24 protein-coding genes are annotated in these 20270 nt (G+C 37.5%); 9 read left to right on the forward strand and 15 right to left on the reverse strand.

The features are described 5' to 3' along the window. Window positions 1-33: 33 nt before the first annotated feature. Window positions 34-1467 (forward strand): alanine/glycine:cation symporter family protein, encoded by a 1434-nt coding sequence (locus tag ACMX9J_RS10845; RefSeq protein WP_416225806.1) that lies wholly within the window; start codon window positions 34-36, stop codon window positions 1465-1467. A gap of 57 nt (window positions 1468-1524) precedes the next feature. Here the strand turns inward: ACMX9J_RS10845 and ACMX9J_RS10850 are convergent, their stop codons facing one another. Beyond that, a complete protein-coding gene (locus tag ACMX9J_RS10850) occupies window positions 1525-1977 on the reverse strand; it encodes a CBO0543 family protein (RefSeq protein ID WP_028415082.1) in 453 nt (150 codons plus the stop codon). 157 nt (window positions 1978-2134) lie between these two features. Beyond that, complete coding sequence (locus ACMX9J_RS10855) at window positions 2135-3100, reverse strand: bile acid:sodium symporter family protein (protein ID WP_416225807.1); 966 nt, start codon at window positions 3098-3100, stop codon at window positions 2135-2137. A 292-nt stretch (window positions 3101-3392) separates the two neighbouring features. On the opposite strand from ACMX9J_RS10855, the gene ACMX9J_RS10860 reads away from it, so the two are divergent. After that, window positions 3393-4499: a mechanosensitive ion channel family protein gene (locus tag ACMX9J_RS10860; protein ID WP_025750169.1), complete on the forward strand. Its 1107-nt coding sequence runs from the start codon at window positions 3393-3395 to the stop codon at window positions 4497-4499. 40 nt (window positions 4500-4539) lie between these two features. On the opposite strand, the gene safA is transcribed toward ACMX9J_RS10860, so the two are convergent. The 5 genes from safA to ACMX9J_RS10885 all read right to left on the reverse strand — a co-directional run bounded on the left by safA (window position 4540) and on the right by ACMX9J_RS10885 (window position 8753). Next, complete coding sequence (gene safA, locus ACMX9J_RS10865; RefSeq protein WP_074677042.1) at window positions 4540-5163, reverse strand: SafA/ExsA family spore coat assembly protein; 624 nt, start codon at window positions 5161-5163, stop codon at window positions 4540-4542. A gap of 137 nt (window positions 5164-5300) precedes the next feature. Further along, on the reverse strand, window positions 5301-6665 hold the full coding sequence (locus ACMX9J_RS10870; RefSeq protein ID WP_048019911.1) for a hemolysin family protein: 1365 nt from the start codon (window positions 6663-6665) through the stop codon (window positions 5301-5303). A gap of 612 nt (window positions 6666-7277) precedes the next feature. Then, complete coding sequence (locus ACMX9J_RS10875; RefSeq protein WP_016765278.1) at window positions 7278-7508, reverse strand: hypothetical protein; 231 nt, start codon at window positions 7506-7508, stop codon at window positions 7278-7280. Window positions 7509-7622: 114 nt separating this feature from the next. Continuing rightward, window positions 7623-8342 carry an NAD-dependent protein deacylase gene (locus ACMX9J_RS10880; RefSeq protein WP_048019910.1) on the reverse strand — a complete coding sequence of 240 codons (720 nt, stop codon included), beginning with the start codon at window positions 8340-8342 and terminating at the stop codon, window positions 7623-7625. A gap of 12 nt (window positions 8343-8354) precedes the next feature. After that, window positions 8355-8753 carry a universal stress protein gene (locus ACMX9J_RS10885; RefSeq protein WP_013058676.1) on the reverse strand — a complete coding sequence of 133 codons (399 nt, stop codon included), beginning with the start codon at window positions 8751-8753 and terminating at the stop codon, window positions 8355-8357. A 158-nt stretch (window positions 8754-8911) separates the two neighbouring features. On the opposite strand from ACMX9J_RS10885, the gene ACMX9J_RS10890 reads away from it, so the two are divergent. After that, the gene (locus ACMX9J_RS10890) at window positions 8912-9055 is read left to right on the forward strand and encodes a hypothetical protein (RefSeq protein ID WP_013058677.1); all 144 of its coding nucleotides are present in this window, start codon (window positions 8912-8914) and stop codon (window positions 9053-9055) included. Window positions 9056-9081: 26 nt separating this feature from the next. On the opposite strand, the gene pfkA is transcribed toward ACMX9J_RS10890, so the two are convergent. Next, window positions 9082-10041, reverse strand: coding sequence for a 6-phosphofructokinase (pfkA, locus tag ACMX9J_RS10895; protein ID WP_028415086.1), 960 nt, complete (start codon window positions 10039-10041; stop codon window positions 9082-9084). A 345-nt stretch (window positions 10042-10386) separates the two neighbouring features. On the opposite strand from pfkA, the gene ACMX9J_RS10900 reads away from it, so the two are divergent. Next, window positions 10387-11064, forward strand: coding sequence for a C40 family peptidase (locus ACMX9J_RS10900; RefSeq protein ID WP_016765281.1), 678 nt, complete (start codon window positions 10387-10389; stop codon window positions 11062-11064). Window positions 11065-11198: 134 nt separating this feature from the next. Continuing rightward, window positions 11199-11741, forward strand: a complete 543-nt coding sequence (locus ACMX9J_RS10905; RefSeq protein ID WP_028415087.1) for a 5' nucleotidase, NT5C type — start codon at window positions 11199-11201, stop codon at window positions 11739-11741. A gap of 150 nt (window positions 11742-11891) precedes the next feature. Here ACMX9J_RS10905 and ACMX9J_RS10910 read toward each other — a convergent pair whose 3' ends face one another. The 3 genes from ACMX9J_RS10910 to ACMX9J_RS10920 form a co-directional block, all read right to left on the reverse strand. After that, a complete protein-coding gene (locus ACMX9J_RS10910; protein WP_013058681.1) occupies window positions 11892-12017 on the reverse strand; it encodes a hypothetical protein in 126 nt (41 codons plus the stop codon). A 583-nt stretch (window positions 12018-12600) separates the two neighbouring features. Continuing rightward, a complete protein-coding gene (locus ACMX9J_RS10915; protein ID WP_016765283.1) occupies window positions 12601-12726 on the reverse strand; it encodes a hypothetical protein in 126 nt (41 codons plus the stop codon). Window positions 12727-12828: 102 nt separating this feature from the next. After that, complete coding sequence (locus tag ACMX9J_RS10920; protein WP_098249144.1) at window positions 12829-13233, reverse strand: secondary thiamine-phosphate synthase enzyme YjbQ; 405 nt, start codon at window positions 13231-13233, stop codon at window positions 12829-12831. Window positions 13234-13351: 118 nt separating this feature from the next. On the opposite strand from ACMX9J_RS10920, the gene ACMX9J_RS10925 reads away from it, so the two are divergent. The 3 genes from ACMX9J_RS10925 to ACMX9J_RS10935 are packed head-to-tail and all read left to right on the forward strand — an operon-like array spanning window position 13352 to window position 17025. Beyond that, window positions 13352-14788, forward strand: a complete 1437-nt coding sequence (locus tag ACMX9J_RS10925; protein ID WP_048019908.1) for a spore germination protein — start codon at window positions 13352-13354, stop codon at window positions 14786-14788. A gap of 15 nt (window positions 14789-14803) precedes the next feature. Continuing rightward, window positions 14804-15901, forward strand: a complete 1098-nt coding sequence (locus ACMX9J_RS10930) for a GerAB/ArcD/ProY family transporter (RefSeq protein WP_098113576.1) — start codon at window positions 14804-14806, stop codon at window positions 15899-15901. Next, entirely contained in the window at window positions 15898-17025 is a 1128-nt protein-coding gene (locus tag ACMX9J_RS10935; RefSeq protein WP_048019906.1) for a Ger(x)C family spore germination protein, read from the forward strand. Before ACMX9J_RS10930 ends, ACMX9J_RS10935 begins: the two co-directional genes overlap by 4 nt. Window positions 17026-17030: 5 nt before the next feature. On the opposite strand, the gene ACMX9J_RS10940 is transcribed toward ACMX9J_RS10935, so the two are convergent. After that, the gene (locus ACMX9J_RS10940; RefSeq protein ID WP_033579870.1) at window positions 17031-17399 is read right to left on the reverse strand and encodes a hypothetical protein; all 369 of its coding nucleotides are present in this window, start codon (window positions 17397-17399) and stop codon (window positions 17031-17033) included. A gap of 230 nt (window positions 17400-17629) precedes the next feature. On the opposite strand from ACMX9J_RS10940, the gene ACMX9J_RS10945 reads away from it, so the two are divergent. Beyond that, the gene (locus tag ACMX9J_RS10945) at window positions 17630-18232 is read left to right on the forward strand and encodes a DUF3885 domain-containing protein (RefSeq protein WP_013058688.1); all 603 of its coding nucleotides are present in this window, start codon (window positions 17630-17632) and stop codon (window positions 18230-18232) included. 38 nt (window positions 18233-18270) lie between these two features. Here ACMX9J_RS10945 and ACMX9J_RS10950 read toward each other — a convergent pair whose 3' ends face one another. From ACMX9J_RS10950 to ACMX9J_RS10960, 3 genes are read right to left on the reverse strand one after another with little or no spacing between them, the layout of a single operon-like run. After that, a complete protein-coding gene (locus tag ACMX9J_RS10950) occupies window positions 18271-18966 on the reverse strand; it encodes a hypothetical protein (protein WP_310884065.1) in 696 nt (231 codons plus the stop codon). Next, the gene (locus tag ACMX9J_RS10955) at window positions 18966-19835 is read right to left on the reverse strand and encodes an ABC transporter ATP-binding protein (protein ID WP_063248347.1); all 870 of its coding nucleotides are present in this window, start codon (window positions 19833-19835) and stop codon (window positions 18966-18968) included. Before ACMX9J_RS10955 ends, ACMX9J_RS10950 begins: the two co-directional genes overlap by 1 nt. Further along, on the reverse strand, window positions 19832-20200 hold the full coding sequence (locus tag ACMX9J_RS10960) for a GntR family transcriptional regulator (RefSeq protein WP_028415095.1): 369 nt from the start codon (window positions 20198-20200) through the stop codon (window positions 19832-19834). The genes ACMX9J_RS10955 and ACMX9J_RS10960 overlap by 4 nt, the downstream gene beginning before the upstream one ends. Window positions 20201-20270 lie beyond the last annotated feature (70 nt).

Raw genomic sequence — 20270 nt, forward strand, 5'->3', positions numbered from 1 at the left:
TTATTCTACTATAATTTATGAAGAGGTGAAACTATGCAAGAAGTAGTTCAAGGTTTTGTTAGTTCAATCAACGAATTTCTTTGGTCCTACTTACTGATTGCGATGCTGATTGCATTTGGTTTGTTTTTTACATTCAGGTCAAAGTTTTTACAAATTCGGTTATTAAAAGAAATGGTTCGTGTATTAAAAGAAGGTGCGGATAGCTCTTCTAAAGACGGAATTTCGCCATTCCAAGCGTTTTGTATCAGTATGGCAGCCCGCGTTGGTACGGGGAACATTACAGGTATTGCGATTGCGATCGCTTTAGGGGGACCTGGTGCTGTATTTTGGATGTGGGTGCTTGCCATTATCGGTTCAGCTTCAGCATTTATCGAAAGTACGTTAGCACAAATATACAAAGTAAAAGACAAAGACGGCGGCTTCCGAGGCGGACCGGCTTACTATATGGAAAAAGGGTTAAAAAAGCGCTGGATGGGCGGACTGTTTGCTGTCTTAATCACTTTATCATTCGGCTTAATTTTTAATGCTGTACAATCAAACACGATTACTCTTGCGTTTGAAAATGCGTTTGGAACAAATCGTTTAGTGTTAGGAATTATTATGACAGTGGCTTTCGCTGCCATTATTTTTGGCGGAGTTAAGCGTATTGCAAAAATGTCAGAATACATTGTTGTGGTACTAGCTGTTGCCTATATTGCAGTAGCACTTTTCATTATTATCATGAACATTCAAGAAATGCCTTCTCTTATTGCGTTAATCGTTAAAAATGCATTTGGTTTCGATCAAATTGCCGGAGGTTCTCTTGGAGCAGCTCTTATGCAAGGAATTAAACGCGGATTATTCTCAAACGAAGCGGGTATGGGTAGTGCGCCAAACGCAGCCGCAGCTGCAACAACAAGCCACCCGGTAAAACAAGGATTAATTCAAGCCTTTGGTGTATTAACGGATACGCTTATTATTTGTAGTAGTACTGCCTTTATCATTTTACTTTCAGGTACTTATACAAATAAAAATTTAAGCGGTATTGAATTAACACAAGCTGCTTTAAGCACTCATATTGGTTCTTGGGCAACAGGTGCTCTTGCAATTATGATTTTCCTATTTGCGTTTAGTACATTAATTGGTAACTACTACTACGGAGAAACAAATATTGAGTTCTTGAACACGAATAAAGCTTGGCTGATGACTTATCGTGTTGCTGTGCTTGCAATGATCGTGTTCGGTTCTATTTCTCAAATTCAGCTTGTATGGGACTTAGCAGACCTGTTTATGGGCTTTATGGTAGTAGTCAACTTAATCGCAATTCTCCTGCTCTCGAAAGTGGCCTTTGCCGCACTCAAAGATTATCTTGCCCAAAAGAAAGCTGGAAAAGACCCTGTCTTCTATCAAGACAGCATTTCTGGACTTGATGATATTGATGCATGGGATCATTCAAAAGATAAATCTAGCTCGAAAGAAGCGATCTAATAAAAAAAGCCGTGAATATTCACGGCTTTTTTATTGTGCAAATTTACTTCTTTTTTTCTAGTGAAGCAGTCTAAGACTAACCAAATACCTATAGTATAAATAAATTACGCTGTACGGAATCCAGTAGGAAAAAAATGTCCAGCCGAGATTCCATCCGTTTCCGTATATAACTCTTTCCATATACATATACGTTCCTTCTAAAAATGTTGTAAACAGCGCTATAAGAAAAATAAAAAAATGAGGCTTTCCAATTCGCTGGATTAAAAAAATCATATAGCTGGCCAATACAGGATAAACACCTAAATTAAAAGGCAGCGCTTCTAATGCTTCATTTTCTAAAGAAGTCCGGAGTTTCCAAAAGCCATAATAGCTCCCTAATTCATTGATAACGATTGCTAAAATGCAAAAAGCAGTTCCTACTAAAGGCAGTAAACGACGATTTCTAGGATGTAAATAGAGGGTGCCAAAAATCCAAGGTAAAACAAACGCCAGCGCTATATTGATAAGCAAGAATATCCGACCTTTTTCTTTCTAGTATGCCACACCGCACCTTTTTCTAATCATCTCATTATCTTGAACGCAGCAAGTGTAAAAGTATCTTATCTCTGATCGTTAAACCAGAGTGCTTACTTTATGATTACTGTGGTTCGTCCCTTGCTTTTTTAATTTATTTTAATGAAGCAAATTCAGCGTCTTTTTTCTGGTAATAGTTTTGAACTAAACGCCCTGATAAAGCAGCTAATACCTGCTGAAATAACATCCCTAATACGACCGGTACAGCAACGGGAGCTGGAAAATAAGATACGGCTAATACAGCTCCGGCGCTAATATTTCTCATGCCTCCGCAAAACGTAAGCGTCACAACTTTTGCTCGGTCCCATCTTAGCCATTTGCCAATCATCCAGCTGAAGAAATAACCAGCTGAACTCATTAAAAAGACGATCACGATAATAAACAGCAGTTTTTTATCAATATGTTTTAAATAAGGTGCAATCACTCCCCCGTTTACCATAACCATCACACTTAACCCTATTTTCGAAACAGGTGCCAGCTTTGGTCCTAAGGTCTGCTTAATTGTTCCTTTTGTATATTGATTTAAGCACATGCCTAACAGAGATGGAAGGACAATCATAAAACATAAATCTTTGACTAACTTTAGCGCTTCCAAATGTACGGTGTCTCCAACCACCAATAAAAGCGTATAAGGAACGATAAGCGGTGCTAAAAGAGTATCAATTAAAATAATGGATAGTGCAAGAGGAATGCTTCCTTTGTAAATCGAGACCCATATAAAACTAGTCACTCCCGTTGGAATAATTGCTGCTAGCAAAAGACCCGTGCTTGTAAATACATCATGTGGAAAAATCACTTGGCCAACGCTCCAAGCCCATGCCGGCATAAAAATATGTAAAACAAACAGAGCCATAATGATTGGAAATGGACGGTGTATCGTGGCATTTAACTGGTGAAAGTTTGAATTCAAACTTCCGGCAAACGTCATTAATGCAAAAAGCCATGGAATTAAGAAGGTATACTGACTTAATGATGAACCGATAAGAAATCCTATGAGCAAGCTGACCGGCGTAATAAACGGCATCAATTTTTCTAGCATTCTATTTAATTGACTTAACAAAGCTTTCTCCCTCCAACGAACGTTTTAAATAAATAATAAGATAAATTAATGGTTATAATATCACCTATTTATTATACAACTTATTTTCAGACTATTGTCTGTCTCTTTTACTAAAAAGAGATATATTCATAATTATCACTTAAATAGATTTACAGGTATTTTTGTGCTATTTTAATAGGGAAGAAGCTTTTAAAAAGCATGAATTTAGGGTAAAGAACACTCTACATAGGAATGCTTTCAATTGACGGATATAAATGGACTGTAGCACAGTTTTGGTAACTAGGAGGATTGTATGGATTTTTTGAAATCTCTATCATCATTAGATGATTGGAAAAAAATCGTGATTGCGATTGGGATCTTTTTGATCTTTTTAATTCTTCGCAAACTTTTCACGACTTATTTGTTTAAGTTTATTATTGGTTTTGTCAAAAATAAAAAAATCAATTTAATTACGAGCGTTTTAGAAGCTTTTGAAAAGCCGCTGCGCTGGATTTTTGTGATTATTGGTTTCAAGCTTGCTCTTCCCTATCTTCCCTTTGATGTTTTAACAGCCGATACGGAAAGACATTTAGTTCGTTCAGCTTCTGTTGGCCTTGCAGGATGGGGCTTGTATAATTTAGCTGCTTCTACCAATTTATTTTTTGCAACGTTTGCCAAAAATTTTGATATCCAAGTGGATCGAATCATTATTCCTTTTATTGAAAAGTTTATCCGCATCGTTGTTGTTATGCTTTCTATCTCCATCATCGCAGAAGAATGGGGTTTTAACGTAAATGGCTTTGTAGCGGGTCTTGGCTTAGGTGGTCTTGCTTTTGCCTTAGCCGCAAAAGACACCGTTAGTAATTTATTCGGCGGAATCGTAATTATTACTGAAAAGCCTTTTACCATTGGAGATTGGATTAAAACACCAAGTGTTGAAGGCGTTGTAGAAGATATTACGTTTCGAAGCACCAAAGTTCGAACGTTCGCTCAAGCAGTCGTAACGGTTCCAAATGCTACTCTTTCTAATGAACCTATTATTAACTGGGCTAAAATGGGGAAACGTCAAATTGCCTTTCATTTAAACTTGAATTATAATACACCAAAAGAAAAGTTAGAAACCGTAGTGGCAAGAATTAAAAAGATGCTGACTGAGCACGAAGAAATTCACAATGAAACGATTCTTGTAAATTTTGACGGTTTCTATGAATCTAGTTTAAATATCTATCTGTATTTCTTTACAAATACAACCGTTTTTGCTGATTACTTAGATGTAAAAGAAAATATAAACTTCGAAATTATGGACATTCTTGAAGAAGAAGGCGTAGAATTTGCTTTCCCTACGCGCACACTCATCGTTGAGCAGGACGGAAAGCTTTCTGGCAATCCAAAAGAATTTCTAGAAAGTGCTCGAAGCTAAAAAAAGCTGACTTAGTAGTCAGCTTTTTTTCCTTTCTTCTTTAGTTTGAAATGAACATTTGAGTCCAGTAATGACCGTAGCTTCCGCCTTTAGCGTAACCTACTCCGATTTCGGTAAATTGACTTGATAGTATGTTTTTACGGTGACCTTCGCTATTCATCCATGCGTTAACCACTTCTTTTGGAGTTGCTTGTCCAGCAGCGATATTTTCACCTGCTGTACTGTATGTAATACCAAATTTTTTCATCATGTCGAACGGACTTCCATATGTAGGCGATGTATGACTGAAATAGTTTTTATCAATCATATCCTGCGATTTATAGCGAGCAACGCGAGCTACTTCCCAATTAGATTTTAAAGGTTTAAGCCCTACTTTAGCACGTTCTTGATTCACTAGCTGAACCACTTGCTCTTCGTATGAACTTCCCGCTTTATCTGTTGGTATGGTAATTTTTTGTCCCGGGTAGATAGAATTAGGATTTTTAATAGCAGAGTTCGCTTCAATCAGCTCGGAAACGCCAACCTGATATTTTACTGCTATTTTCCACATCGTATCGCCCGATTGAACGGTATGTACGGTTGCTGCTTGCGCAGTGTTATTAAGACCAAAAGCTAGAGTGACAGACAACAATGTTACTAATAAAAGTTTTGATAGAGTTTTCATACTTTTATTAAAGCAAATTGATTTCAAGATTCATAGCGGTAATATTATCCCATAGTTCCATCATATGACTTTGTCATCTTCCCTCCACATTTTCTTTATAAAAAAGGCGCACTGCTCTTTCGCAATGCGCCTTCTTATTATGAAGATAAAGCCTGTGACTGGTTCATGTCCGACACATTAACCGCTTCATCCGTACTTTGATGCACCTGACGTTTTTTGATCACATCAATATATTGAATGTGATGGCCTTCCATTTTCGTAACAGTAAAGTCATACTGATCAAAGCTAAGGCTTTCTCCTTGCTTGACGTCATATTTTTCCGTCAAGACCCAGCCTCCAATTGTATCAACATCCGTATCATCAATTGTTGTGCCAAGGAGCTCGTTAAGCTCACTTACTAATAGCTTTCCATCTACAATATAATGATCGGGTTTGACTTTCTGAATTAATGGAAGTTCATCCGCATCAAATTCATCCCGAATTTCACCGACAATTTCCTCTAAAATATCCTCTACTGTTACAATCCCTGCAGTTCCTCCGTATTCATCGATTAAAATAGCCATATGGATGCGTTCACGCTGCATCTTAAGCAATAAATCATGAATAGGAATCGATTCAATTACTTCAATAACAGGACGGATATACTGTTTTAAATTTATTTTTTCCTTGCTGTTGTTCATAACAATCTCGGTTAAAATCTCTTTCATATTGACCATTCCAATAATATGGTCTTTATCTCCATCAATGACCGGATAGCGGGTAAACCGCTCTTCTTGGACCATCTCAAGGATGTATTCGACCGTATCTTCCTGGTCAATTGAAACGACTTCCGTACGCGGCACCATAATCTCCTTGGCAACGCGATCATCAAAGTCAAAAATTTTACTTACATATTTAAACTCCGATTGATTGATTTCACCGCTTTTATAGCTTTCTGATAACAAGATGCGAAGCTCTTCTTCACTGTGTGCAAGCTCATTTTCTGAAGCAGGCTTTAGACCAAATAACCCTGTTATTAAACGAGAAGAACTGTTTAATAGCCAAATGAAAGGATAGGTTACTTTATAAAAAAGTATAAGCGGACGAACAAATAATAAAGTGACTTTCTCTGCTTTTTGAATTGCAAATGTTTTCGGAGCAAGCTCTCCGACCACAACATTTATAAATGTAACAACCGCAAAAGAAATCGCAACAGATAGTACTTTTGTTAAAGCTCCGCTTATCCCTAGTTGATCAAGTAATGGTGACAGGAGATGCGAAATTGTAGGCTCTCCTAACCAACCAATTCCCAGCGCAGTAATCGTAATACCAAGCTGACACGCAGATAAGTATTCATCTAAATTTGAAATAACTTGCTTCGCAGCTTTTGCATTGCTGCTCCCTTCTGCTATAAGCTGATCCACTTTGGAACTCCTCACGCGAATAATCGCAAACTCGGTAGCCACGAAAAAAGCAGTTAATGCAATCAGTACCGCTAGTAAAATCAAGTTAAATATGTCCAATCAAGTTCCTTAGCTCGTTTAAAAACGAGTAAGGACTCACCTCCTAAAAAATAAAAAATTTGGATAAAGAACTCTATCCCTGTACTGATCACATGGAAAAGTGCATATAAGGAGGAATCACATGATAAATGTATAAACATTTTTATATGGAGCAAAACTGCCAGCCTTTCTTCCTTATCTCACGTTTCACTCGTTAATGTAGCAGGTCATTCTTTATTCAGCTGTTCTAGATGTGAAGCAATGGCTCACATCGCTTCATTTCATGATGTTGCTTCAGCGCTGATTCTCTCTTCCATTCATTTATAAAAAATTTAGTAGTTTCCAATCTTTATAAAGTTAAAGTCTGTTAACGCCTTAAAAGAGCGATTATGTGATAAAGAGCGATATGCGTGAAGCAAATGTAGGTTTATATAATAATGTATTGTACGCTTTGACACTGGTGCATATAATGCTACTTCGCCAACGTGGTACACTGCCCCATCCAATCACCTCTATTTCCGTATATCTAAAAAGATTCAGGAATAATTATCCTATTTCTTTTTAAACTTATTGACTTTATTTTAAATGTTAAAAACTTTGCAGTCAAACGTTTTAGTTAGTCTCCTGCCCTTGCTATTTACTGGTGCGGCGATTTTTAGCAGGCAAATAAAAGCTTGCTGCTACACAAAAAAAACCAAGGACAAAACAGATAATGGGGAGTTTCATACCTATCGCTTCAGCATAATAAGTGAGACTCCTTCCGTGAATAGGGACAAGATTCATTTCAAAAATCAAAGTCAAAACAGCTGTCACTTTGAGTGCAATACCAACAATGAAAAGACAAACTCTCAGGCCTCCACTCATATGCAAAAACATCCCTTCTATCCATTAGCGAATGGATGATGTACTACACCATATGATACATCCCTACACTTTATCACTAAATGCTAAAAAAGCGCTATGTCCATGCATAGACGCTTATAAATTTGCAACCACTTGTCCAATGGAATCATAGATAACCAAATCAAACAAATAATCGTAATGCGTAGGTTCTTTATTAATGATCACCATATTTGTACGATTGTACCGGCTCACAAGCAGCGGAATCTGATTAATCGGTGCTACTTCAAGCGATGAACCAAGCACGATGAATAAATCAGATGACAGCGCTGCTGTAACTGCTTCATCGAACTGATGAATGGCATCTCCAAAGAGAACAACATTTGGCTTTAAAAGGCGCTCACACGCTGTACATTGTGGGAGAGCTGACTGATTTAAATACGCTAAGTCATACTCTTTTTTACACCTCGGACAATGAGCTCTCTTAATGGACCCATGAATTTCAAAAACGTTCGTGCTTCCTGCATCTTGGTGCAGCCCATCGATATTTTGCGTAATCACATGCACGGTTTTGCCGTCTTCTAGTTCAGCAATAAAGCGATGGCCCTTATTTGCTTTATACTGATGCAGCATTTTAATATGAAAAATCTCTTTAAACAGCGGCCAAAATTCATGAGGATACTGTTCATAGAAGTCAGCGGCTACTATGTCCACAAAGCTTTTGTTTTGGCGATATAAGCCATTTTGAGAGCGAAAGTCAGGTATGCCCGACTCTGTGCTCATTCCTGCTCCCGTAAAAAAACAAATGTGTTTAGCATCATCAATGAGCTGTTTTAATTCTTTGTACTGGTTTGACATTGCATTTCTCTCCTATTTAACAATTAGCACAGGAATTGTTACTTGCTGTGCTATCTTAGAACTAACGCTTCCAAGCAGCATGCCTTTTACAGGATTTAACCCTCTGCTTCCTATTACTACAAGGTCAAATGAATTTTGATTAGCAAATTGAATCACTGTTTTAGCCGCGTCTCCGTGCATAAAGGTAATCTCATACTCCACGTTTCCTTGCTTTAAAATTTCATCCGTTGTATGTATCCGACTTTCCCGTTCCTCGTCGCGGCTAAGTGATTTTAATCTTGAATCACCTTCTACTGCATAAATAACTTGAATAAAACTGTTTTCCGTAAGCTGAGCCAGCTGAACGGCTTTTTCTGTTGCTTTAGCTGCATGCTCTGAGCCATCTGAGGCAAGTAAAATTCGTTTAAACATCACGCTTCCTCTCCTCTTTTATAAAATGGTCTTCTCTCTTTACTATATCACTCGCTGTTCAAATGTAATCATTTTTTTGATTATTTCTATAATTTTTAAAATTATTTGTCTACTTTTATGATAAACTGAAAGAAAACGTGTACAGAGGGGATGAACCAATGTTTGGTTTTGAATTAATTTGCACTTTTTGCAAAGGGCTCGGAAAGCTAGCTGTTATTCCTGGTATCGGTTACATGAAAACATGCAAACACTGTGAAGGGACAGGCATGCAATCAAAAAAAGACGAAACTCCTTCTATATAAGAAGCTTCGCCTCAGAAACACTGGGATTAAATTGAAAGTTCTTTAGATAAACGGTACATATCAGCATTGATATGGTGAGGTTCACCTAAAATTTCCATAATATCATAATCTACAATTTCATTTTTACGGATACCGATTGCACGGCCGCCCTTACCTTCTAGTAGAAGTTCGACTGCGCGACCGCCGAAACGGCTTCCTAGCACACGATCTTGAGCAGTTGGAGAACCACCGCGCTGAATGTGTCCTAATACTGTTACACGCGTTTCAATACCTGCAGCTTCATGAAGCTGCTTCGCTACTTCATTACCATTAGCTACACCTTCAGCTACTACGATAATGCTGTGCTTTTTACCGCGCTCTTGTCCTTTTCTCAAACGATCAACCATTTCTTGGAACTCATCTTTTGCTTCTGGGATAAGGATTGTTTCCGCACCGCCAGCAAGACCTGACCAAAGAGCAATGTCTCCTGCATTACGCCCCATAACTTCAATAATAAACGTACGCTCATGAGAAGTCGCCGTATCACGGATTTTATCAATTGCATCGATAACCGTATGAAGAGCCGTATCAAATCCTAATGTAAAATCTGTTCCTGGAATGTCGTTATCAATCGTTCCTGGGATGCCGATACAAGGGAAACCAAGCTCTGTTAGTTTTACAGCTCCCATATATGATCCGTCTCCACCAATAACTACTAAGCCTTCAATACCGTGCTTCTTAAGGTTTTCAATACCTTTTAAACGCCCTTCTTCTGTTTTGAATTCTGGACATCTTGCAGAATAAAGCATCGTTCCGCCGCGTTGAATGATGTCACCAACATCTCCAACTTCTAGCTTTTTAATATTTCCTTCTATTAATCCTTGATATCCTTGGAAGATACCATAAACTTCCATACCTTCATGAATTGCTTTACGCACAACAGCACGAACCGCAGGATTCATACCTGGAGAATCTCCGCCGCTTGTTAATACACCTATTCTTTTCATTACTTTCACCTCATCAAAGTCACATATATGACTACTATATTATAGTTCTACATTTTACCCGAGTTCGAACTTTTTGTGTAGTAATTCACAACATATTTCTTTGTTAAATTTTAAATGTACATACTTTTTCATATCTTTTAGTTATTTACCGTCAAATATTCAAAGTTTTTCTAGCAATATTACACATCTAAAGAACCCTTTTAATTACAGCTTTTATAAGACTATATTCACCTTTATATTTCATTTTTTTCATATATGTAATGAAATTGTAACGTAGAACACTGTCGAAAGATGATATGATGAATTTACTCAAATCAGGAAAAATTTTCAGGGGGTACTAGTTTTATGAAAAAAGTAATAGCAGCTCTTACGCTTGCTGGCGTTATTGTTTCTACTAGCCCGATTGTCAGCCAAGCGGCTCTAGGCGACCAAACGCTTCGCCAAGGCATGAATCACCAAGATGTTAAACAACTACAACAAACGTTGAAAAATAAAGGTTATTTTAAAGGGAATACGACTACATACTTTGGGACTGTTACAACTTCTGCTGTAAAATCATTTCAGCGCAAAAATGGACTAGCAGCAGATGGTATTGTCGGAAAAGGAACGTACGCTAAACTAGGCGTTTCAGCAAAGGGCAAATCGCCTTCTAGCTCAGCGCGCTATAACCCTAACGCAGTGATTAACAAAGGAAAACAGTACATGGGTGTTCGCTATCGCTGGGGCGGAACAACGCCAAGCGGCTTTGACTGCAGCGGTTTTATTGGCTATGCGTTCAAACATGGCGGCGGGGTCCAGCTTCCTCGGACAGTAGCTCAGATTTATCAAAAAGGAACGCGCGTCTCAAGTCCAAAAGCTGGAGACATTGTGTTCTTCCAAACCTATACAAAAGGGCCTTCCCATGCAGGAATTTATTTAGGAAACAACCAGTTTCTTCACTGTTCTTCATCTAAAGGTGTGAGCATCTCTTCTCTAAAAGAGAGCTATTGGAGCAAACGCTATTTAGGTGCTAAAAGAATGTAGTTTCGATAAAAAGGGCAAGCTGTGCGATTTTGATGCGGCTTGCTCTTTTTCTGCATGTAAAAGATTTGGTATAGTAGAAGCAGCGCATTGCAAAACCAAGCGTGTAGATGAATACTGTAAAGGAAGTTGAATAAATGCACACCCTTTTAATTGACATGGATTCTGTCATTTGTGATCTTATGACGGATTGGCATAACCAATATAACAAAGATTATTGCGACAGCTTATCGGTTGAAAAGTTAAAATGCTGGGAATCAGAAAAGTATGTAAAGCCGGAATGCGGCACAAAGATTTATGACTACCTCGATCAGCCGGGTCTTTTTTTACATTTACAACCTCTGCCTCATGCTGTTGAGGTTCTTAAACGACTTTATGAAAGGTTTTCCATTTTAATTGTCACAAGCAGCCGTACCTATGCTTATACAGAAAAAGAGCAGTGGGTTGAAAAACACCTTCCGTTTATCGGAAAGTACAATATCGTGTTTACACACCAAAAAGATAAAATATACGGAGACTTGCTATTTGATGATGCACCTCATAATTTGAAGGCTTTTCAAGCTACAGGTCGCCATGCTGTTGCCATGAGCTACCCGTATAACGAAGAAGTAAATGTCCCTCGCGTGGACGATTGGCTTCAGTTTGAACAGTACGTAAATACTTATTTTAACGAATGTTAATCAAAAAAACACGTAGACTTTGTCATCAGAGAATGAATGCAGTGCGTTTGTGAGCACAGCTATAAGCATAAAAAAACCGCCTTTTGGGCGGTTTTTGACGGATAGCCCCCTAAGGGTTATCCGCTTTTTATTTAAAAAAGATATCGTTTTTTAGTACTTATCAGCTGATGAAAAAAAGTCCATAATTGCATGGATAATTTCAACGGACTGAAAAGAAAACAATGATATGGCTGTTAATGAAAAGAAACCAATCATGGCCATACGTACAAGTAACATAGACTAATCGCCTCCCTGTTTTGAACTAAATGAACGCACCCAAAACAATTCGCTATCTGTCTTTGTTTGTACGACGTTTTCGCCAAGCAAAGGCAGCTCATTCACTGCGTGTAACAATGACAATGAATCTTCATCTTTCTCTTAAAGACTAAGCGTATAGTTAGTATATCAAATGAAACTTTTTCTTCAAGGCTATACTAGCGGTAAAAAAGGAAATAGTATGAAACGATGCGTTTTATCTTTATTTCATACAATTCAGTACCCTAATATTTATTATATTAAACCTTTTAGAAAAATTGCTACTATTATATCTTTTTTATAAAAAAGATATTAAGACCTAACTAAATTATTCCAAAAAGACGAACAAACGGGATAAATAATCTCAACTGCTTGCTACGTTGCTGTTGATTTCCTTGTAAGACTTCGCTTTCCCCAGGCGGCTGATGAGCCTCCTCGTCTACATACATAAAATCTACGTTCACTATATCAATGAAAAAATCCGAATGCGTTGGATTCTCCAGCAGGAATCAAACGCGTTCGGATCTTCCTTCAACTAAAATAATTTTGCCCCAGATTCTTCACATTATCGACACGTACTGTAATACTCATTAACAATGTCTAAAATAGTTGGGTATTCTTCCACCCATGTAAAGTTTGTTTTTTCGTTTTCTTTTTTTACTGTTTCTTGTTCTGCACCGATCTTTTCCATTGTTCAATCTCTCCCTTTAACTGTTATATAACATTTATATTAACTAAACTTTGTTTTATAACAACTTTAAAAAGAAAGTTGGACAATGAGTATGAAAAAAAGTTATTGCAGGGATAAAATTTTCACATAATACGTACGGTTCCTCGGTCCATCAAACTCACAAAAATAAATTCCTTGCCACGTTCCTAGCAGCAGCTGCCCATCGTGAATGATTATATGCTGAGAGGAGCCGACCGTGCTCGCTTTGAGATGCGCCGCCGTATTTCCTTCCATATGAAGATCTAACTGATGTTCCCAAGGATATACTTCATCGAAGCGTCGGATCATATCCGTTTTTACATCCGGATCCGCATTTTCATTAATTGTTATACCAGCGGTTGTATGAGGACAGTAAACAACTACAGCCCCTTCTTTTAATCCTTCTGTTCTTATTACTGCTTGTACCTGACTCGTAACGTCGATCATTTCGTCACGCTTATTCGTTTTTAACGTAAATGAATGTAGCATACCATCACCTCTTTTCTTTACCATAACATATCTTTTCTATTCTTCCACATTTTTCGTATAACTCGTTTTTACATCGCAAACACTAAGCTCATTAACACAACAGGCGGTGAGTTTATTTATGCTCGATTCAAAATTTCAGCCCAATGCAGACTACACCGTTCAAACGTTTCTAGATTTGGTGGGTCAAAATACAGATGTTGGTTCCAAAAAATTATGGCTGTCCCCCACAAAATATATATGCATTATTTACCTCCAAGGATTAGTAGACGGAGAAAAGCTTGATAATCTTACTCAGCATGTTGTTGAGACCAAAGCAAAAAGTGAAACGCAAACACTCGATGACATCGATTCATTTATTTCTGTCATTAAAGACAAAGAAGTTTATACATACAAGCAAGCAATCTCGTGTTTTTTTAAAGGTCAGCCCTTGCTGTTTATTAGCGAAAGCACCACGGCATATTCGCTGAATATGTCTATGACCAAACAGCGCTCTTTAAGTGAACCTACCACAGAAAAAGTAGTGCGTGGCCCTAAAATTGCGCTTATCGAAAACTTAGATGAAAACCTTGGTCTTTTAAGGCAGCGTTCTACCGAAGAAGAAATGGTTATTGAAGACATTTACATTGGAAATGCAAAGGAACATCGAACAAGTATCGTTTTTCATAATAAACACTGTCAAACTCACATCGTGAATCAAGTCCGAGAGAAATTATTAGATATTCCTTTAGATAACATTCAAGACTCAGGAATGATTGAAGAATTTTTAGAAGAAGCACCCTACTCACCGTTCCCTCAAGTACAAAATACAGAAAGACCGGATCGCGTTCTCGCTGCGGTGAATGAAGGGCGAGTAGCCATTTTAGTAGATGGTTCTCCTTTTGCTCTTTTAGTGCCTACTACTTTCGATATGATTATGAAATCACCCGATGATTATTACGAAAGATGGATAGCGGGTTCATTGCTAAGATTGCTGAGATACTTGTCTATTTTTATTACGTTGTTCTTTTCAGCTATTTATATTTCACTCGTTTCGTTTAACCAAGGTCTGCTTCCGACAGAGCTGGCTATTACTATTGCAGCCACACGAGAAAACGTTCCTTTTTCTCCTTTTATCGAAGCAGTGGTCATGGAAGTGACGCTTGAATTGTTGCGCGAAGCCGGGCTGCGTCTCCCTACTCCTGTTGGACAAACAGTTGGACTTGTAGGAGGCGTTGTGATTGGTCAAGCAGCGGTAGAAGCACATATCGTTAGTTCCGTGATGATTATTGTTGTATCCGTGTCGGCAATCGCGTCCTTTACCGTTCCTCAGTACGGAATTGGCCTTTCGTTTCGAATTTTGCGTTTCGTATCTATGATGATTGCAGCAATTTTTGGATTATACGGAGTTTCCATGTTTTTTCTTGTGCTCGTCATCCATTTAACCAAACTCGAAAGTTTTGGTATAGCCTACTTTAAACCGTTTTTTGCGTTAAATAAAAAAGCGTGGAAAGACTCTTATGTTCGTCTCCCAAACAAAAGCCTAAAACAGTCTAAAAATAAATCAAAACAAAACTAACAAAAGGAGGACCATATGCAACAATCACAATCAAGCAAGCTTCTTTCAGATTTTTACGCCATTTCAATTATTTCTTCAACTATGCTTGGCGTCGGTTTATTAACACTGCCAAGCAGTATTACAAACCAGACAAATAATGCAGACGGATGGATTGTACTGATTATGGACGGTCTTTTGTTTATTGGAATTGTTCTTTTTTTAGTCTGGATGGTTAAGTATTTTACAATCAGCTGTATGTTTGATTTTACACAGGAAGTAACCGGCAAGATAATTGGAAATATCTTCAACTTTGCTATGGTCGTTTATTTTACATCTGTAGCAAGTTTTGAAGTAAGAGCTATGGCAGAAATGATTCATTTTTATTTACTGGAAACGATGCCCATTGAATTAATTATTCTTTCGTTTATTTTGACAGGCGTTTATTTAATCACGGGAGGTATTGATTCTATTGGAAAAGTAATGGCACTATGTTTTCCTGTAACGGTCATCATTCTTCTTACCTTATACGCTCTTAGCATCGGTATGGTGGATTTAAAAAACTTGCAGCCTGTATTAGCTGACGGATTCAGCCCGCTTCTTGCTGCCTTTACAACCGTCTCTGTTTCTTTTTTAGGGATTGAAACCATTGTATTTCTTCCGAAGCATATGAAAAATAAAAATCACTTACGAAAAGTTTCGATCATCGGATTTTCTATTCCTTTACTTTTATATATTATCACTTACGTATTAGTTGTCGGCGCGTTATCCGTTCCGGAAGTAAAGACGACCGTCTGGCCTACGATTGAATTTGTTCAGACGCATGAAGTAAAAGGAATTTTCTTTGAGAGGCTTGAATTATTTTTACTTATTGTCTGGCTTCTTCAGTTTTTTTTAACCTTTGTAATGTATTTCTTTTTGGCTGTTTCAGGATTTAAAAAGATTTTCAAAAACCGATCAACTACCAATATTATCTTTCTTGTGCCCATTTTATTTATGAGCTCGTTAGCCCCCAAAACAGCAAGCGACGTGTCCCATTTTTCAACGGTATTAGGCTGGGCATTTTTAGTGACATTTTTAGTTATCCCTCTTTTTTTCAGCACGTTAATGAAAATAAAAAAGGTTGTGTTCAAATGACGAAAAAATGTCTTCCTGTCATGATGACCGTTTTTTTATTATGCGGCTGTATGAGCCATCGGAATATTGAACAACTTGCTCTTGTTATAGGAGTGGCAATGGATATTACACCAAAAATCGAACCAAAAACAGGAAAAAATCAGCTTGTGCTGACTCATCAAACGTTGACCGAAACGGAATCCGGAAATATGTCTTCTTCCATTCCATACAAGAACATTACAACAGCTGGTCCTACCATTCATGAAATCACGCGAAATATTTCGCTGAAATCTGACCCTATATACAGCCAGCATCAGCGAGCGCTTTTAATAGGAGAAAAAGCAAGCAAGACGATCCCTCTGGATGCGCTTATCAATCAGTTTGTCCGTGATAATGAAATACGGCGCAGCAGCCTTGCGTTTGTTACAAAAGGCGATGCTAAAAACGTTTTAACGATTCAAGGAATGTCTGTGCCTCCAGTCAACTTAATTTATGAGCTTGTTTACAATAAATTCAAGACGAATAAAATTCTAAATCCCTTAACCATGGGAGAGCTATCGGCTAAGTTAAAAACCGATCAAAGCTTTTTAATACAGCGGCTTTCTAAAATAAAAAACAGCGTTGAACTAGACGGTGCGGCGATCATCAAAGATAAAAAAGCAAAATTCATCTTAACTCAGCACCAAGTAGAGGCTTTAACGTGGTTAACGGGGAATATTAAAGGCGGAATTATTTACGGCAAACACGGTCCATATCCCTTTTCCTATGAAATTGGAGATGTTCAGCAAGATGTGAAGGCCCGCATTGATTCAAATCACTCCGTTCATTTTGACATCAACGTCCAAACAAGAGGCAGACTATCAGAAGATTGGGAGACTTCAAAACAGTCTCTTGCCGCCTCTAATGTAAAAAAGATCGAAAAAAAAATAGAAAAAATCATTCGAAAAGATGCGAAAAAAACACTCGGCTTACTGCAAAATAACTACAAAGCTGATGTGATTGACCTGCATGATTACGTACGAATTCATTATCCTCGTTTTTGGAAAAAACATCAGCATGAATGGGATGAAATATTTAGCCAGTCGACCATCGACTATCATGTTCATGTTCAAATTAAAGATTTTGGGACACAGGGCAGAGATTAGTCTTATTACTCAACGCCAGCTTCAGTCAGCTCTTTTTTCTTTAGTTCCATAATCGTGAACTTATCGGTATAGTTTTTGCTGACGAACAGCTGGCGTTCATCGTCGTTATTAAAATAAAACTTTTTATCGTCTTGATATTGAAAATTCACTTTTTTCTTTTTCATTTGTTTAATAAACGTTAAATAGTCATTTGAATGAATGAGGTACCTCTTAGGCTTATCGGATATTTGAACAACATCTTCACCTGAAGACTTTAGTTTTACAATACTCCATGCAATGGGAAGAGGATTACCTTCTTGAAAGATCGTTTTGTGAAAAATAAGCACAAAGAAAGCAGCTGTAACAATTGAAATAAGAACAAGCTGTTTTTTCACCGTCTATCATCCTTTCTTCACGTCGTTACTACGTTAAGTAATACGACAGCCGTATGAAAAAACCTGTTCATCCGCAAAGGTTGTGTAAAGAAATAATGCAAAATCAACAAAATATAACAGTTTGGTTACCTTTTGATTAAATAACATTACTTCTTTACAAATTTAGCTAATCACGTGATAGACTAAATTCAACATATTAAGTCAGGACTAAACTAAATGAGGTGTTGCGTATGACCACAATGCGGCTTCAATCATACTTAACAACAATGTTTCCAAATGTTCAAATGAAGAGACCTCTTTTTTATAACGCGCCCGCGGGTATTCGCTTTACGCTTACCAATCAAAAAGGCGTATGGGAACGAGAATACATGAAAAATGTGTACGCACGCGCTTACGAAATTTTTGAGACACTCCATGAAAAAAATGATGAGCTGCTGCTTGTTTTCAAAGCGAATGCTGCACAGGATGATTTACTTTTAAAAAAGAAAAAAGAAACAGCTATTAAAAAATTCATCCGCTCTCGCCTGAAGAAACAAGAAGTTCAATCCGTAGCATTATTAAATAACGCTGAGTATATTATTGCTTGTAAAACAAATGATGTGAAAGAAAAACTTCTTTTACAATCAATTGCCAACCGTGATCTTCATATTCATCCGGCTATTGAAGAAGAGTGTTACATTGTGAATTTGAATAAAGAAACCATCTTCCACCTATACGATGAGCGCGGACTGGACATTGTATCTAACAATCAGTCTTCTCTTCAACTTCTTCAGCAAAAGTTTCACGACTGGATTCTAGATATTGATGCAGCTTGTTCAAAAAAAGTACAGTAAAAAAGCAATCATTCAGTAAAGGAATGATTGCTTTTTTATTAGGCTTGATGGACAGGAGACGCTTTTTTTAAAAACAGCCAGTTGATAAGAAAGAGTAGGAAGCTTACGATAACCATTGTTCCGAATGTAAGCAATAACGACCCGCTCGAAAAGCTTTTTATAAAATGAATAATCGGTTCTTTTGTTACTGGAATTGTGAACAGTAACACCAGAACAGCACCGCTGATCATCCCTCCTGTTTGCCCGAATTTGTAGACAATGCTGCCAAGCAAACACGCGGCTGCTGTAATAAAAAAGATAAAGACAGCGTCCGTTAAAAAGTGAACAGCGAGAGTAGGATCATGGAAAATAAAATCACTTGCATAATAAAGCTGAACATTCATTAAATTCAAACTATTAATCACCTTCATTGAAATGCTCATGATGACAACATTGATAAAAGACATTACAATTGCAAATAGAGCAAAAACACAGGTCATCGTTGAAAGATATGCTTTACGAGTAGCACCTAGCTTTAAGCAAAAAGAGAAGCTTTTTCGAATAATAATAAAACTCGCAATACCTGAAAAGATGTACTGTGGCATACTTGTTACTAATAAAAGATGTTCGTTTACCTGACTGAACACTAAAATATCGACGACAACAAACGCTAACAATATCGTCCAAAACCGAATCATTAAATACTTCAGTTCGACGTAGAGCGAATAGCTGATGGCAGCAAACTGTCCTTTCATTACGCTACACCTCCACGATTGGCTGTAAGATAAATCATAATATCCTGTATGTGAACGGCTTCTACATGAAACGAACTGTCGACAAGTTCTTCAGCATAAATATCTTCATTAAACAGCACTATTTTTTTCTCTCCCCCGAATACTTGTTCATGGATGACTTGCTTTCCTTTTTCATACTCTTCAATTTGACTTTTAGGTCCTTTCACACTTACACAGCGCTGCTGCAAATTTTCTGCTGTATCCTGAAGAATCAGCTTTCCTTTTTGCATAATAAGTACTTCTTCAAACAAATTACTTACTTCATCAATTAAGTGCGTTGAAATAATGAACGTGCGTGGATATTCTTCATATTCATCCAATAAAAGCTCATAAAAGCGCGCTCGCATCGCAGCATCAAGTCCAATATAAGGTTCATCAAAAATTGTGATGCTTGTGCGAGAAGATAACCCAACAATAATTCCTAACGCTGATTCCATGCCTTTAGACAATGCTTTCACTTTCCTATTACAATCTAAATCGAACTCTTCCATAAGACTCTCAGCAGCTTCCTGGCTCCAATAAGGATAAAAAAAGGAGGCAATTTTTAGCACGTCTTTGACTTTTAATGTTTTTTTGAAATTTCCGCTTTCGTTAATTAAGCAGATGTTTTGTAGAACAGAGCGGTTTTCAAACGGAGATTGATTTCCCACTTTTACCTCTCCTGTTGTAACTGGAATATGTCCGGCTACAATTTGCATCAGAGTCGTTTTACCCGCTCCGTTTCTACCTAGCAGTCCGTATATTTTATTTTGTGCTAGCGTAAGTGAAATATCCTTTAACACTTGCTTAGATCCGTAGCATTTATTTAACAGCTGCGCTTCTATATTCATTCTATTTCCCCCTTGTCTAACAGCTCTTTTAACTCGGTTACCGTAATTCCTAAATGCTGTGCTTCTTTTTTCAGCGGAACGATAAAACGGTTATAAAATTCTTCTTTTCTTTGTGTAAGCAACACTTCTTTGGCACCCGCACATACAAACATCCCGATCCCTCTCTTTTTATACAATATTCCGTGGTCAACTAGCTGATTAATTCCTTTAGCTGCCGTTGCAGGGTTAATGCGATACATTTTGGCAAATTCATTCGTAGACGGTACTCTTTCTTCTTCTGGAAAAGCATCATTTAAAATATTCTCTTCGATGGTTTCTTTGATTTGTTGAAAAATTGGTCGCTGATGATCTAATGATTGTTTCATTTTGACTACCTCACTTAAGTGGTTCATTACTCATGTAACTAACTATATAACTAACTGGTTATTTTTTCAA

Source organism: Priestia sp. RMT2NF4, assembly GCF_047872835.1.
Lineage (GTDB): Bacteria > Bacillota > Bacilli > Bacillales > Bacillaceae_H > Priestia > Priestia zanthoxyli.